We start from the raw sequence: 12,990 nt of genomic DNA, 5'->3' as shown, positions 1-12,990 counted from the left end.
GCCGATCTCGCGCATGACGCGGAGTTCGCGCGCAACTATCCGGCGGTCGCCGAGGCGTTGCTGTCGGGCGCATCCGCCCAGCTGCGCAATGCCGCGACCGTCGGCGGCAATCTGATGCAGCGAACGCGCTGTGCGTATTTCTACGACGCCGGCAGCGCCTGCAACCGGCGCTGGCCGGGCGCCGGCTGCGACGCGCTCAAGGGCGAGAACCGCCTGCACGCGGTGCTTGGCTGGAGCGAGGGCTGCATTGCCACCCATCCGTCGGATTTCTGCGTGCCGCTGGTCGCGTTCGACGCCGTCGTCGAGATCGAGGGCAAGACCGGCCGGCGCGAGCTGCCGCTGGAGGCGCTGCACCGTCTGCCGGGCGAGACGCCGGAGCGCGAGACCGCGCTGGAGCGCGGCGACCTGATCGTCGCGCTGCGGCTGCCGGCCGAAGCGCAAGGCTTCTCCGGGCATGCCCGCTACATCAAGGTACGCGAGCGCACGTCCTATGCGTTCGCCGTGGTCTCGGCCGCTGCGGCCTTGCGCATCGAGGATGGCAAAATCCGCGAGGGGCGTCTCGCGCTCGGCGGCGTCGCCGCAAAGCCGTGGCGGGCGCGCGAGGCCGAGCAGGTGCTTGCGGGCGCCGCGCCGGACGCGGCGACCTACCGCGAGGCGGCGCGTGCCGCGCTCGCCGATGCAAGGCCGTCCGGCGACAACGCCTTCAAGATCGAGCTCGCGCAACGCATCGTCGTGCGCGCGCTCACCCTTGCTGCCGCAGGCACGCCGGATCGCATTCCCGCGCTGCCGGGCTCTCCCTTCTCATCCGTTGCAGGAGCGTAACGCATGACGGCTGAACTCAATCTGACCCGCGACCCCGCCCATCTCAGGCACGGCTCGAATATCGGCCAGCCGATGACCCGCACCGACGGCACGCTGAAGGTGACGGGCAAGGCCCGCTATGCCGCCGACAATCATCCGCCCGGCATGGTCTATGCCGTGATCGCGACCAACTGCATCGCGCGCGGCCGCGTCACCGCGCTCGACGTCGCTGCCGCCAAGCGCCACCCCGGCGTCATCGACGTGATGACGCCGGCGCACAAGCCGGAGCTCGCGGAGGACCCGGACGCCAAGGGCAATCCGTTCGCCTTCCGCATGGAGCTGCTGCAGAGCGACGAGGTGCGTTACGCCAACCAGGCGATCGCGGTCGTGATTGCCGAGACGCTGGAAGCCGCCACCGAAGGCGCCGCGCTGCTGTCGCCGCGCTATCAGGTCGAGATCGCGCGTGTCGGCCTCGACGCCGGGGAGGCCTATGCGCCGCCGGTGGTCGGCATCGGCAATCCCGCCGAGGTCCACCATGGCGATATCGATGCGGGCCTTGCCGCTGCATCGAAGCGGATCGACGCAACTTACGAGACCCCCGCGCAGTATCACAACGCGATGGAGCCGCACGCGATCGTCGCGGTGTGGGACGGCGACCGCCTGTTCCTCGACACGCCGAGCCAGGGCATGGCGATGGCGCAGATGCGGATCGGCGGCCTGTTCGGCATTCCGCCCGGCAACATCCACATCAACAGCCCGTTCCTCGGCGGCGGCTTCGGCTCCAAGGGCCTGGTCTCCGGGCCGCAGGTGCTCGGCGTCATGGCGGCGAAGCTGGTCGGGCGTCCGGTCAAGCTGGTGCTGCGGCGGAGCCAGATGTACGGCCCGGTCGGCCATCGTCCGCAGACCCGCCAGCGCATCCGGATCGGCACCGGTGACGACGGCCTGCTGACCGCGCTCGATCACGAGGCGCGCGTCACGACGTCGAGCTTCGACGATTTCTACGAGCCGGCGGCGGACGCCTCGCACACGCTCTATGCGAGTCCGGCAATCCGCACCGCGCATGAGGCGGTGCGCGTCGACACCGGCACGCCGCTGTTCATGCGCGCTCCGGGCGAGGCAACCGGATCGATCGCGCTGGAAAGCGCGATCGACGAGGCGGCGTTCGCCTGCGGCATCGATCCCCTGGAATTCCGGCTGAAGAACTACGCCGAGGTCGAGCCGACCACCGGCAAGCCGTTTTCCTCCAAGGCGCTGCGGCAGTGCTACGCCAAGGCGGCCGAACGTTTCGGCTGGGCGGGGCGTCCGCTACAGCCAAGGCAGATGCGCGACGAGAGCGGCTTTCTGGTCGGATGGGGCATGGGCACCGCGACATTCCCGGCGCTGATGTTCCAGGGCAATGCGCGCGCCGTGATCCGCGCCGACGGACGCGGCGTGATGGAAAGCGGCGCGCACGACATGGGGCAGGGCGCCTGGACCGCGCTCACGCAAATCTCGGCCGACGCGCTCGCGCTCGATCTCGAGCAGATCTCGTTCCTGTCCGGCACGTCGGACCTGCCGGATGCCGGCATCGCCGGCGGCTCCGCGCACACTGCGACGGTCGGTGCCGCGATCCACAATGCCGGTGCGGCGGTGATCGCAAAGCTCGCCGAGCTTGCGACCTCCGACCAGCGCTCGCCGCTGTTCGGCGCCGGCAATGCCGGCGTGGTGGCGCGGGCCGGGCGGCTCTATCGCCGCGACGACGACACGCGCAGCGAAGGCTATGCCGAGATCCTGGCGCGCGCCGGTGTTGCCGAGGTCGAGGCCACCGGCACGGGTGCGGCCGATCCGGCGGCGCAATCGCAATATGCGATGCACGCGCATGGCGCTGTCTTTGCCGAGGTGAAGGTCGATCCGGAGCTCGGCCAGATCCGCGCCACGCGGCTGGTCGGCGCGTTCGCCGCAGGGCGCATCATCAATCCGTTGATGGTGCAGAGCCAGCTCCGCGGCGGCATGATCTGGGGCCTCTCGTTCGCGCTGCACGAGGAGGCGGTGATGGACAAGAGGTCCGGCCGCATCCTGAATGCGAACCTCGCCGAGTATCATGTGCCCGTGAATGCCGACGTGCCGCCGATGGAGGTCATCACCGTCGACGAGCACGATCCCCATGTGAACCCGCTCGGCATCAAGGGCGTCGGCGAGATCGGCATCACCGGCAGCGCCGGCGCCGTCGCCAACGCCGTCTTCCACGCCACCGGCATCCGCGTGCGGAATTTCCCGATCAAGATCGAGGAAGTGGTGATGGGGTTGAAGTGATGCGGCCTGACGTGAGGGCTCCGTAATAACAGGTGTCGTCCCGGCTTTCGCCGGGACGACGAGTGGAGAGAGTGGGGCCGTCACCCCGCCGCCGTCACGCAGTTCACCCAGAGCACCACGGCCTTGGCATCGCGCGCTGGATTGGAGAAGCGGTGCGGACGCCGGCTGGCGAAGCGGAAGCTGTCGCCTTCTTTCAGCGTCCAGGTCTCCGTGTCCACCGTCAGCGTCATCTCGCCCTGGAGCACGAGGCCGGCCTCTTCGCCGTCATGGGTATAGAACTCGTCGCCGGTGTTGCCGCCGGGCTCGAGATGCACCAGGAACAGATTGAGCCGGCTCTCGCTGCCGGCTGGGCTCAGCAGCTGCTTTGAAATTCCGGTGCGCCACAGCTTCAGCTCGGCGCGCTGCACCTCGCGGGTCACGACGCCGCCGGCGCCGTCATCCTTGGGCGTCGCGCCGAACAGCGCGGCGATGCCGACGCCGAGCACGTCGGCCAATGTCGCCAGCACGCGCAGCGAGGGCGACGACAGGCCGCGCTCGATCTGGCTGATGAAGCCGATCGACAAGTCGGTGCGCGCGGCAACCACCTCCAGCGACATCTCCTTGCTGCGGCGCAGGTCGCGGATGCGGCGCCCGACCGCGAGATCCATCGCGGGCTCGGCCGGCTTGCTGGCCGGCTTTCTGGCGGCGCGGCGTGCCGTTGCGGGCTTCGCTGCCGCGCCTTTACGCATTCTCTTGCCGCCGCTCACGTCAATCCGCTTCCTTCATGTGCATGAAAACCGCTTGCATTGGCCGCGGTTTCGTGACCACAATTTCATATTGGTGAAAATAGGCCGGAACGGCGTCGACCGCAACCAAAAGCGCGAAACGCGCGGGCGATGCGGCGCCAAGGCCAGCTTCGGGAGGTGTTGCGATGTCGTTTCAGCGTCTCGTCCAGGCCGCGGTGGCGGCGCTTGCCCTTGCCTTGACCTCGCCGTCAGTGGCGCAGCAGGTGCTCAAGGTCGGCTCGACCCCGACCGGCATTCCCTTCACCTTCCTCGACACCAAGACCAACTCGATCCAGGGCATCATGGTCGATCTCGCCGCCGAGATCGGCAAGGACGCCGGCTTTACCGTGCAGATCGAGCCGATGCAGTTCTCGGCGCTGATCCCCTCGCTGACATCCAACAAGATCGATATCATCGCCGCCGCGATGTTCGCCACCGCCGCACGCAAGGAGGTGATCGACTTCTCCGAGCCGGTTTACACCTATGGCGAGGGCCTCGTGGTGCCGAAGGCCGACACCAAGGCCTATGCCTCGCAGGAGGATCTGAAGGGCGCCGTGGTCGGCGCCCAGGTCGGTACTGCCTTTGTCGACGCGCTGAAGAAGACCGGGCTGTTCAGCGAGGTCAAGGTCTACGATACCATTCCCGACATCCTGCGCGACGTGAATGCGGGCCGCCTCAAGGCCGGCTTCGCCGACCATCCGATCCTCGCCTACAATCTGCAGCAGGGCAATTTCGCCGACGTCCGTCTGGTCGACGGCTACAAGCCGGTCACGGTCGGCACCGTCGCGATCGGCGTCCGCAAGAGCGACACCGAGCTGCTCGCGAAGATCAACGCCTCGCTGACGAAGCTGAAGGCCAACGGCACGATCGCCAAGATCCTGGAGAAATGGGGCCAGAAGGCCGGCGCGTCGTGAGTATTTATGTCCCGAAGTGATCCGTCACCCTGAGGTGCGAGCGAAGCGAGCCTCGAAGGGGCGACGGCCACCAGCCGGGCCGTACATCCTTCGAGACGCGGCGAAGACGCCGCTCGTCAGGATGACGGAGGTAATGTTCGAATAGTGTCGGGACGGGATACGTTTGAGCCGATGCAAAAATTCTTCCATGACGCCGTCGAGTTCGTGCCGATCCTGCTGCAGGGTGTCTGGCTGACCATCGTCGTCACCGTCGGCTCACTGTTGCTGTCGACGGTGCTCGGGCTGATATGGGCCTTGATGCGGGTGTCCGGGATCGGCGTCCTGGTCGGCCTCAGCGCCTCGCTGATCAATGTGATCCGCGGCATCCCGATCATCGTGCTGCTGTTCTACATCTACTTCGTGATGCCCGATTTCGGCATCGCGCTGTCGGCGCTGCAGGCCGCGATCATCGGGCTCGGCATCGCCTATTCGGCCTATCAGGCAGAAAATTTCCGCGCCGGCATCGAGGCGATCGACAAGGGGCAGATCGAGGCGGCACAGACCATCGGGATGGGCTGGTGGCTCACCATGCGCCGCGTGGTGCTGCCGCAGGCGGTCAGGATCATCCTGCCGCCCTACGGCAACATCATGATCATGATGCTGAAGGATTCCTCGCAGGCGTCCACCATCACGGTCGCCGAGCTCGCGCTGCAGGGCAAGCTGATCGCCTCTTCGACCTTCAAGAACACCAGCGTGTTCACGCTGGTGGCGCTGATGTACCTCACCATGAGCATCCCGCTCATCCTGCTGGTTCGGCACTTCGAGAACAAGGCGAACCGCAAATGATCGAGCTCCGCGACGTCCACAAGAGTTTTGGCAAGGTCGAGGTGCTGAAGGGCATCACCGCCTCCGTCGCCAGGAGCGAGGTGGTCTGCATCGTCGGTCCGTCCGGCTCCGGCAAGTCGACCATCCTGCGCTGCATCAACGGGCTCGAGAGCTACGATCGCGGCGAGATCAGCGTCGAGGGTGCGCGCGTCGACAGCAATGACCGCTCGATCGTGGCGATCCGCACCCAGGTCTCGATGGTGTTCCAGCGCTTCAACCTGTTTCCGCACCGCACCGCGCTCGAGAACGTTATCGAGGGGCCGCTCTATGTGAAGAAGCAGCCGCGCGAGCAGGCGATCGCCCGCGGCCGTGCGCTGCTCGCGCAGGTCGGGCTCGCCGACAAGGCCGAGGTGCATCCGCCAAAACTCTCCGGCGGCCAGCAGCAGCGCGTCGCGATCGCGCGGGCGCTGGCGATGCAGCCGAAGGCGATCCTGTTCGACGAGCCGACCTCCGCGCTTGATCCGGAGTTGGTCGGCGAGGTGCTGTCGGTGATGCGCAAGCTCGCCGACGACGGCATGACCATGGTCGTCGTCACCCATGAAATGGGCTTTGCCCGCGACGTGGCCGATCGCGTGCTGTTCATCGACGGCGGCGTCATCGTCGAGCAGGGCGCCGCCAAATCCGTCCTCAACCAACCCCAGCACCCGCGCACCCAGGATTTCCTGCGCCGCGTGCTGCATCCACTGTGATCGGGTCGCCTGCAATGAACGCGCCTATTCGCCTGCCGCTGCCACCGAGCCTCTACGCCGACACCGCGGTGCAGGCGACGCCGACGCCTCTGCTGACGTCGGACAAGAGCGTACCGGTCGCGATCATCGGCGGCGGCTTCACCGGCCTGTCGACAGCGCTGCACCTCGCCGAGCAGGGCGTGCTTGCGACCGTGCTCGAAGCGCAGGAGCCGGGCTGGGGCGCGTCCGGCAACAATGGCGGGCAGACCAATCCGGGACTGAAGCACGACCCCGACCAGATCGAACGGGATTTCGGCGCCGATCTCGGCCGTCGTATGATCGAATTCTCCTACGGCACCACCAACTTCACGCATGATTTGATCCGCCGCTACCAGATCCCCTGCGAGGCCAGGCAGAACGGCACGCTGCGCGCGGCCTACAACGAAGCCAGCGCAGCGGCGATCGAGACCACCGCAAAGCAGTGCATCCGGCGCGGCATGCCGGTGAAGCTGCTCGACGCCGCCGAGATGCGGCAGATGACCGGCAGCGACCGTTACCTCTGCGCCATGCTGGATGCGCGCGGCGGCGACCTGCATCCGCTGAGCTATGCGCGGGGTCTTGCGCGCGCTGCGATCGGGGCCGGCGTTGCCGTCCATGGCGAGACCCCGGCGCTGTCGCTCCGCCGCGACGGCGGCCGCTGGCGGATCGAGACGCCGCGCGCGGTCGTGCTCGCCGACAAGGTGCTGCTCGCGACCAACGGCTTTACCGATGATCTCTGGCCGGCGCTCCGCCGCAGCATCGTGCCGGTGTTCTCGTCGATCGCGGCGACCGCGCCGCTGTCCGAAACGATCGCGCGCGCGATCATGCCGACCCGGCCGGTGCTCTACGAAAGCGGCCACATCACGGTCTATTACCGCATCGACCAGCACAATCGGCTCTTGATGGGCGGCCGCGGCCCGATGCGCTGGATCAGCAAGCCGACCGACGTCGCCTATCTGATCAGCTACGCCGAGCGGCTGTGGCCGCAGCTCAAGGGCGTCAGCTGGACCCACGGCTGGAACAGCCGTCTCGCCATCACCGCCGATCACTACCCGCATGTCCATGAGCCCGCGGAGAATTTGCTGATCTCGCTCGGCTGCAACGGCCGCGGCGTCGCGCTCTCGACCGCGATGGGCGCAGAGCTGGCGCGCCGGCTGATCGGCGGCCCCAAGGCCGAGATCGACATGCCCGTGACCGGCATCAAGCCGATCCCGATGCACGCCTTCTGGCGGGTCGGCGTCACCGCGACCGTGCTGACCGGCCGGGTGCTGGACCGCCTCGGTGTGTGAGGCATTTAACACAATTACAGAATGTGCTGGGCTAATCTCGTGCGTCGGATATATTCGCAGTCTTTACTGGAAGGCTGTTCATGCAATGCGAGCGATGCGGTCACGCAAACCGGGCTGGCAACGATTATTGTGAAGATTGCGGTGCGCCATTAGGCCTCAAATGTGACTCCTGTCAGCATGTGAACGGGCCCTCCAGCCGCTTCTGCGGCCGCTGCGGGACCGTGCTCGCCGCGGGCAGCGTCCGTCCCGACGCGCCCTCGCAGCGCCTGCTGCGTTCGCTCAGCACCAAGGGCGGCGAACGCAAGAACCTCACTCTGCTGTTTGCCGATATCCGCAACTCGACCAATCTGATCGACAGCCTCGGCGATCCCGAACTCGGCATGCGGCGCCTCGAGCCGGTGCTCGACCTGATGAAGGAAGCGGTCCACCGCTACGACGGCATCGTCAACAAGATCCAGGGCGACGGCGTCATGGCGCTGTTCGGCGCGCCGCCGCGCCCGCATGAAGATCATGCGGTCCGCGGCTGTCTCGCCGCGCTCGCCATGCAGGATTCGGTGGCCAGGCTCGCCGATCCCGGCATGCAGATCCGGGTCGGGCTGCACACCGGCGAAGTCGTCGTTCAGACGGTGGAAAACACCATCTACCAGACCTACGACGCCGCCGGCGCCAACGTCCATATCGCCAACCGGATGGAGCAGATGGCGGATGAGGGCGCGATCCTCATCACGCGCGACACCTATCTCGGCGCCAGGCAATTCGTCGAGGTGACGCCGCTCGGTATGCAGACCATTCGCGGCATCTCGATGCCGGTGGAGGTCTTCAGACTGACGGGGCTGCTCAGCGCGCCCGCCAGCGACGTTTTCCGCAGCGGCCGCCGCCTGACCTCGATGGTCAACCGGACCGAGCAGATGGCGGCGTTGGAGCATGAGCTGTCGCGTGCAGTTGGCGGCGACGGCCGGGTCGTCGGCATGGTCGGCGACGCCGGCATCGGCAAGAGCCGGCTTTGCTTCGAGTTCGCCGAAAATTGCCGCCGCAAGGGCATTCGCGTCTACGAGGCCCGCGTGCTGGCGCATGGCCGCGCAACACCGTTCCAGCCCGTGCTCGAGCTGTTGCGCGATATCTTCGGCATCCGCGCCAAGGAGCCGATCGAGACATCCCGGCGTCGCGTCATCGACCGTTTCGCCGAGATGGCCTCATCGGAGCAGGAACTGCTGGTGCTGCTCGAATTCCTCGGGCTCGCCGATCCGGCGTATCCGGCCCCGAAGCTTGATCCGCGTGCGCTGCGGCTGCAACTCCTCGAGCTGGTTCGAACGCTGGTGCGCGCGCGCCCCGGGGACGCGCCGGCGGTCGTCATGATCGAGGACCTGCACTGGATCGACGCCGCGAGCGAAGAGTTCGTCGAGACGCTGGTCGATGCCATCGTCGGCACCGCGACGTTGCTGGTGGTCAATTTCAGGCCGGGCTTCACGGCACCTTTCATGCAACGGTCTCACTACCGTCAGATCGCAATTCCGCCGCTGCCGTGGTCCGATTCGAACGAGCTGCTCCGCGAGCATTTCGGCAGGCATCCCTCGCTGGCCTCGCTGAGCAGCAATGTCATCGAACGCGCGCAGGGCAATCCGTTCTTCATCGAGGAGCTCGCCAACACCGTCGTGGAGCGCGGCAATGTCGAGGGCGAACGCGGCAACTACCGGCTCAAGCATGGCGTCGATGCGGTGCCGCTGCCTGCGACGGTGCAGGCCGTCGTGGCCGCCCGCATCGATCACCTCGAGGATATCGCCAAGCAGGTGCTCGAGACGGCGGCGGTGATCGGCCGGCTGGTCGCGATGTCGGTGCTGCGCCCGGTCGCGGCGCTGCCGAACGACGATTTGCAGAACGCCATCGCGCAGCTGCGCCAGGCCGAGCTGTTGTACGACCTGCCGCCCTACGACAAGGGATTGCTGGCGTTTCGCCATCCATTGATCCAGGAGGTCGCCTATGCAACTCAGTTGCGGTCGCGGCTGACCACGCTGCATGCGACCGTCGCCAAGGCGATCGAGGGCTTCGACTGGGGCAAGCTCGACGAGTTTGCCGGGCTGCTCGCCTATCACTACGAGGCCGCGGGCCAGCCGCTGGAGGCGGTCACCCATTTGCAGCGGGCGGCGCGCTGGATCGGCAAGACCAACTCCGCCGAGGCAATGAAGAGCTGGAAAAAGGTTCGCGCCCTGCTGCAGGACCAGCCCCCGTCCGAATATGTCGACCGGCTGCGGGCGATGTCGAGCGGCCAGATCCTCAACTTCGGCTGGCGTGAGGGGATGTCCGCCGAAGAGGTCAAGCCCTACGCCGAAGAGGCGATCAAATACGCACGCGCGGCGGACCCGGTGCACGAGCCGATCCTGCTCGGCGCCTACGGCAGGATTCTGGCCGCGACCGCGGCTGCCGACGACTATGTCAAGCTCGTGCAGGACGCCTTGAAGCTCACCTCCGGCACCGGGGACGTCGGACGGTTTGCGACGGTCAATGCCATGCTGAGCCAGGCGTTCTTCCTGTCGGGCCGTCTAGCCGAGGCGCTCGACGCCGGGCAGGTGGCGGTTGCCGCGATTGCCGAGCAGGGCGGTTTTCACAACAACGTCACACTCGGTCTCAACCCGAACCAGATTCTCGGCTTCGACGTCGAGCACTGGATCAGGTGTCTCGGCACCAGAATTCTGGTGCGGCTGGGCCGGTTCGACGAAGCCGAACGGCGGATCGCCGAGGTGCTGCGGGCCGAGCCGGAGCGCTTCGCCGCCGTCGTGCAGTTCATTCCGCATTTTGCGATGGTGGAGATGGGCTGGAGCCGCGGCCGGCCGGAACTCGCCAAGCCGCATGCGGCGAGGATCGCCGAACTGGCCGAGCAGTCCGGCACGCCCTATCTGCGGGTCGCGGCGCTCGCCGGCGCCGGCCTCGCCAGCGGCGCCGCAGGCGACTTCAAGATTGCCGCCGCCCAGCTTCAGGAAGCGATCGACTTTGCGCGCTCTGCGCGAGCCGGCCTCGAATTCGAGGCGCGCATGCTGGCCGATCTGGCCGAAGCGCTCTATCGCGCCGCTGACCACCATGCGGCCCTGCAAGCGGTCGACGAGGCGCTGACGGTCGCGCGGCGAAGGACCGATCGCATCGCCGAGCTGCACGCGACCGTGTTGCGCGGCCTGATCGTTTGCGCCTTGGGCAGCACGTCACATGAGGAGCTTGACGAGATTGTCGGCGGCGCTCAGAATCTGCTCGATGTCTCGGGGGCAGTCTACTTCACACCACAACTCGATCAGCTTCGATTGCATCTTGAGCGACGCCGCTAGACGCGACGATTTTTTCATTTCTGGAAACAAGGTATTGAGGGGATTTCAATGGGACGGATGATTCAAGACGATACGACGCGCGATGTCCTGGATCTGCTGAACAGGCGGTTTGGTCCCGGCGGGATCATGGAGATGGTGGAGCTGCAAAAGGAGTTCGACATCTTCTCCCCCAATCATCCGCTCGAGCAGTCGTTCCGCCTGATCGGGATCGAGCCGGCCGACCGGATCGAGCGGAAGCGCTGGTATACCTTCCTCGGCACGCTGAAGGACTATCCTTCCGATCAACCCAATGTGAGCGGATACAAACGGGTGGTCCAGGCGTTCCGGCAGGCGCTCACGCAGAGTCCGTATCTGCCGGTGCTCGTTAGCGTTCACGCCATGAAGGAAAATCCGAAGGTGACGTTTGCAGCCGATGGCCACACGCCGCTGATCTACTCGACCCAGTCGTATCGGGTTCTGTCGATCCCGACCAAGCCAAGCCAGGTCGCCCGCAAGGAGCTTGCGGCGATGGCGAAGCAGCGGCGGGCCAAAGCCAAGAAATGAGCAAGACGTGAGCATCGCAGCGGAGACCGCAGCTTTCGGCGCCGGAGGCGACCGGGCGCGGTTCTCCGACCTCTATGCCGATGTCGAATCCTACTACAGCGCGCGGGTCGCCAAATACGGCGCCACCCCGCGCGGGGTGGACTGGTCCTGCCAGGCCACCCAGGACCTGCGCTTCGTCCAGTTGCTGAAGCTCTGCGACTTCTCCGCACCGTTCAGCCTGAACGACATCGGCTGCGGATACGGCGCGCTGTGCGCCTATCTCGCAAGGCGCCATCCGCAAGCGGAGATCGACTATCTCGGGATCGACCTGTCGCTGGCCATGATCAGCCGCGCGCGCCGCCGTTTCTCGGCGCCGGGGCGCCGCTTCAAGGTCGGCAAAGGCAGCCTGCGTCGCGCGACCTATTCGGTCGCGAGCGGCATCATGAATGTCGATGTCGGCGGCTGCCGCCGATCCTGGGAGGCATTTGTCGCCGGGATGCTGGCCGACCTGCGCCGCGCCAGCCTGCGCGGCTTCAGCGTCAACTTCGTCACTGGCGGAACGGAAGGCACGGCGGCCGACGATGCATCGCCGGTGCAGCTCTATTGCACCAGCCCCGAGCCGTGGATCGATTATTGCGAACGCGAGCTTGGCTGCACCGTCGAGACCGTCGACGGCTACGGAATGAACGAAGTCACCCTGCTGGCGCGATGTAGGGATTGCTGATCGATCGGACCTGCGTCAGCCCAGGCAGATGAGAGCAGGTCGAGAGGCGTGACGCGATCGAAGCCTGCCGCACGGCTATCGCTTGTCCAGAATCCGCAACTCGGCCGTGGCGCTGGCGACCGTCACGTCGTTGGCGTCGATCAGATCGGCTTCGACGATCATGTCGCGGTCGGTCTGCGAGATGACCTTCGCCTTGGCCGTGATCGGGCCGATGCGCGCCGGTTTGAGAAACCGCGTGGTGAGAGTCCTGGTCACGACGGTTCGCGTTGCGGGCAGCGCTGCGAGCGCGCCGAGGCCCGTGGCTGAATCCAGCATCGCGGCAAGGAAACCGCCCTGGATCGTTCCGTGGCGATTGGTGAACAAGGGTTTCGCCTCGAAGCGGACGGTGGCGATTTCACCGTCGAAGCCCAGCCACTCGCGTCCAAGAAGTTGCGCGCCGGGCGGCACGTCTGCGCTTGCTTCACTCAAGCCGGTCACCGCAATTGTTGTCGGTCCAAATGTATCAGCCCGTTCGGGTCATGCAATGTCCGCGGGCGCGGGTCGCGAAGAGCGCCAAATCACTGAGTTGCCCGACCTTTTGCACGAGGCCCATGGGTGCGATCGGCACCCGGCTTTCCTGCGCCCTCTGCAAGCAAGAGGGCGGAAGGAAGAGCAAGCTCGGGCAGATCATGGCGCAGGAATGCGGGCGTATGACTCACAGGTCGCGCAACACCTTCACCGTCGTCCCGGCGAAGGCCGGGACCCATAACCACCGATGCTCGTTGTTTCGCGATGCTGGAACGACCAGCGCGATCCACAATTC

The 12,990-nt window shown here is 66.4% G+C and carries 12 protein-coding genes; 10 read left to right on the top strand and 2 right to left on the bottom strand.

Annotation, left to right across the window (positions count from 1 at the left end):
- On the top strand, window positions 1-822 hold an 822-nt coding region (locus AKL29_RS08060; protein WP_244481829.1), incomplete at its 5' end, for an FAD binding domain-containing protein.
- Between the two features lie 3 nt (window positions 823-825).
- The gene (locus AKL29_RS08055) at window positions 826-3,093 is read left to right on the top strand and encodes a xanthine dehydrogenase family protein molybdopterin-binding subunit (RefSeq protein WP_050383738.1); all 2,268 of its coding nucleotides are present in this window, start codon (window positions 826-828) and stop codon (window positions 3,091-3,093) included.
- An 80-nt stretch (window positions 3,094-3,173) separates the two neighbouring features.
- Here AKL29_RS08055 and AKL29_RS08050 read toward each other — a convergent pair whose 3' ends face one another.
- Complete coding sequence (locus AKL29_RS08050) at window positions 3,174-3,821, bottom strand: cupin domain-containing protein (protein ID WP_038377710.1); 648 nt, start codon at window positions 3,819-3,821, stop codon at window positions 3,174-3,176.
- Between the two features lie 182 nt (window positions 3,822-4,003).
- Here AKL29_RS08050 and AKL29_RS08045 point away from each other — a divergent pair, with 182 nt between their 5' ends.
- From AKL29_RS08045 to AKL29_RS08015, 7 genes are all read left to right on the top strand, one after another.
- Entirely contained in the window at window positions 4,004-4,771 is a 768-nt protein-coding gene (locus AKL29_RS08045) for an ABC transporter substrate-binding protein (RefSeq protein ID WP_050383737.1), read from the top strand.
- 171 nt (window positions 4,772-4,942) lie between these two features.
- Window positions 4,943-5,596, top strand: a complete 654-nt coding sequence (locus AKL29_RS08040) for an amino acid ABC transporter permease (RefSeq protein ID WP_050383736.1) — start codon at window positions 4,943-4,945, stop codon at window positions 5,594-5,596.
- Window positions 5,593-6,324, top strand: coding sequence for an amino acid ABC transporter ATP-binding protein (locus AKL29_RS08035; protein WP_050383735.1), 732 nt, complete (start codon window positions 5,593-5,595; stop codon window positions 6,322-6,324). Before AKL29_RS08040 ends, AKL29_RS08035 begins: the two co-directional genes overlap by 4 nt.
- Before the next feature lie 14 nt (window positions 6,325-6,338).
- Window positions 6,339-7,631, top strand: coding sequence for an NAD(P)/FAD-dependent oxidoreductase (locus tag AKL29_RS08030; protein ID WP_050383734.1), 1,293 nt, complete (start codon window positions 6,339-6,341; stop codon window positions 7,629-7,631).
- Between the two features lie 80 nt (window positions 7,632-7,711).
- Entirely contained in the window at window positions 7,712-10,942 is a 3,231-nt protein-coding gene (locus tag AKL29_RS08025) for an adenylate/guanylate cyclase domain-containing protein (RefSeq protein ID WP_050383733.1), read from the top strand.
- A gap of 48 nt (window positions 10,943-10,990) precedes the next feature.
- Entirely contained in the window at window positions 10,991-11,485 is a 495-nt protein-coding gene (locus AKL29_RS08020) for a hypothetical protein (RefSeq protein WP_063779892.1), read from the top strand.
- A gap of 7 nt (window positions 11,486-11,492) precedes the next feature.
- Complete coding sequence (locus AKL29_RS08015; RefSeq protein WP_082190503.1) at window positions 11,493-12,188, top strand: class I SAM-dependent methyltransferase; 696 nt, start codon at window positions 11,493-11,495, stop codon at window positions 12,186-12,188.
- A 75-nt stretch (window positions 12,189-12,263) separates the two neighbouring features.
- Here AKL29_RS08015 and AKL29_RS08010 read toward each other — a convergent pair whose 3' ends face one another.
- Window positions 12,264-12,635: a PaaI family thioesterase gene (locus AKL29_RS08010; RefSeq protein ID WP_050383731.1), complete on the bottom strand. Its 372-nt coding sequence runs from the start codon at window positions 12,633-12,635 to the stop codon at window positions 12,264-12,266.
- A 143-nt stretch (window positions 12,636-12,778) separates the two neighbouring features.
- On the opposite strand from AKL29_RS08010, the gene AKL29_RS43975 reads away from it, so the two are divergent.
- A partial coding sequence (locus AKL29_RS43975; protein ID WP_210168322.1) for a hypothetical protein occupies window positions 12,779-12,990 on the top strand: 212 nt, incomplete at its 3' end.

The sequence above is a fragment of the Bradyrhizobium pachyrhizi genome (genome assembly GCF_001189245.1).
GTDB lineage: Bacteria > Pseudomonadota > Alphaproteobacteria > Rhizobiales > Xanthobacteraceae > Bradyrhizobium > Bradyrhizobium pachyrhizi.
This window is presented reverse-complemented; position numbering and strand designations above follow the sequence as displayed.

What these genes read in the sequence shown, in the direction of transcription:
- AKL29_RS08055 (WP_050383738.1), top strand. Translation starts at nt 826, where the DNA reads ATGACGGCTGAACTCAATCTGACCCGCGACCCCGCCCATCTCAGGCAC.
- AKL29_RS08050 (WP_038377710.1), bottom strand. Translation starts at nt 3,821, where the DNA reads ATGCGTAAAGGCGCGGCAGCGAAGCCCGCAACGGCACGCCGCGCCGCC.
- AKL29_RS08045 (WP_050383737.1), top strand. Translation starts at nt 4,004, where the DNA reads ATGTCGTTTCAGCGTCTCGTCCAGGCCGCGGTGGCGGCGCTTGCCCTT.
- AKL29_RS08040 (WP_050383736.1), top strand. Translation starts at nt 4,943, where the DNA reads ATGCAAAAATTCTTCCATGACGCCGTCGAGTTCGTGCCGATCCTGCTG.
- AKL29_RS08035 (WP_050383735.1), top strand. Translation starts at nt 5,593, where the DNA reads ATGATCGAGCTCCGCGACGTCCACAAGAGTTTTGGCAAGGTCGAGGTG.
- AKL29_RS08030 (WP_050383734.1), top strand. Translation starts at nt 6,339, where the DNA reads ATGAACGCGCCTATTCGCCTGCCGCTGCCACCGAGCCTCTACGCCGAC.
- AKL29_RS08025 (WP_050383733.1), top strand. Translation starts at nt 7,712, where the DNA reads ATGCAATGCGAGCGATGCGGTCACGCAAACCGGGCTGGCAACGATTAT.
- AKL29_RS08020 (WP_063779892.1), top strand. Translation starts at nt 10,991, where the DNA reads ATGGGACGGATGATTCAAGACGATACGACGCGCGATGTCCTGGATCTG.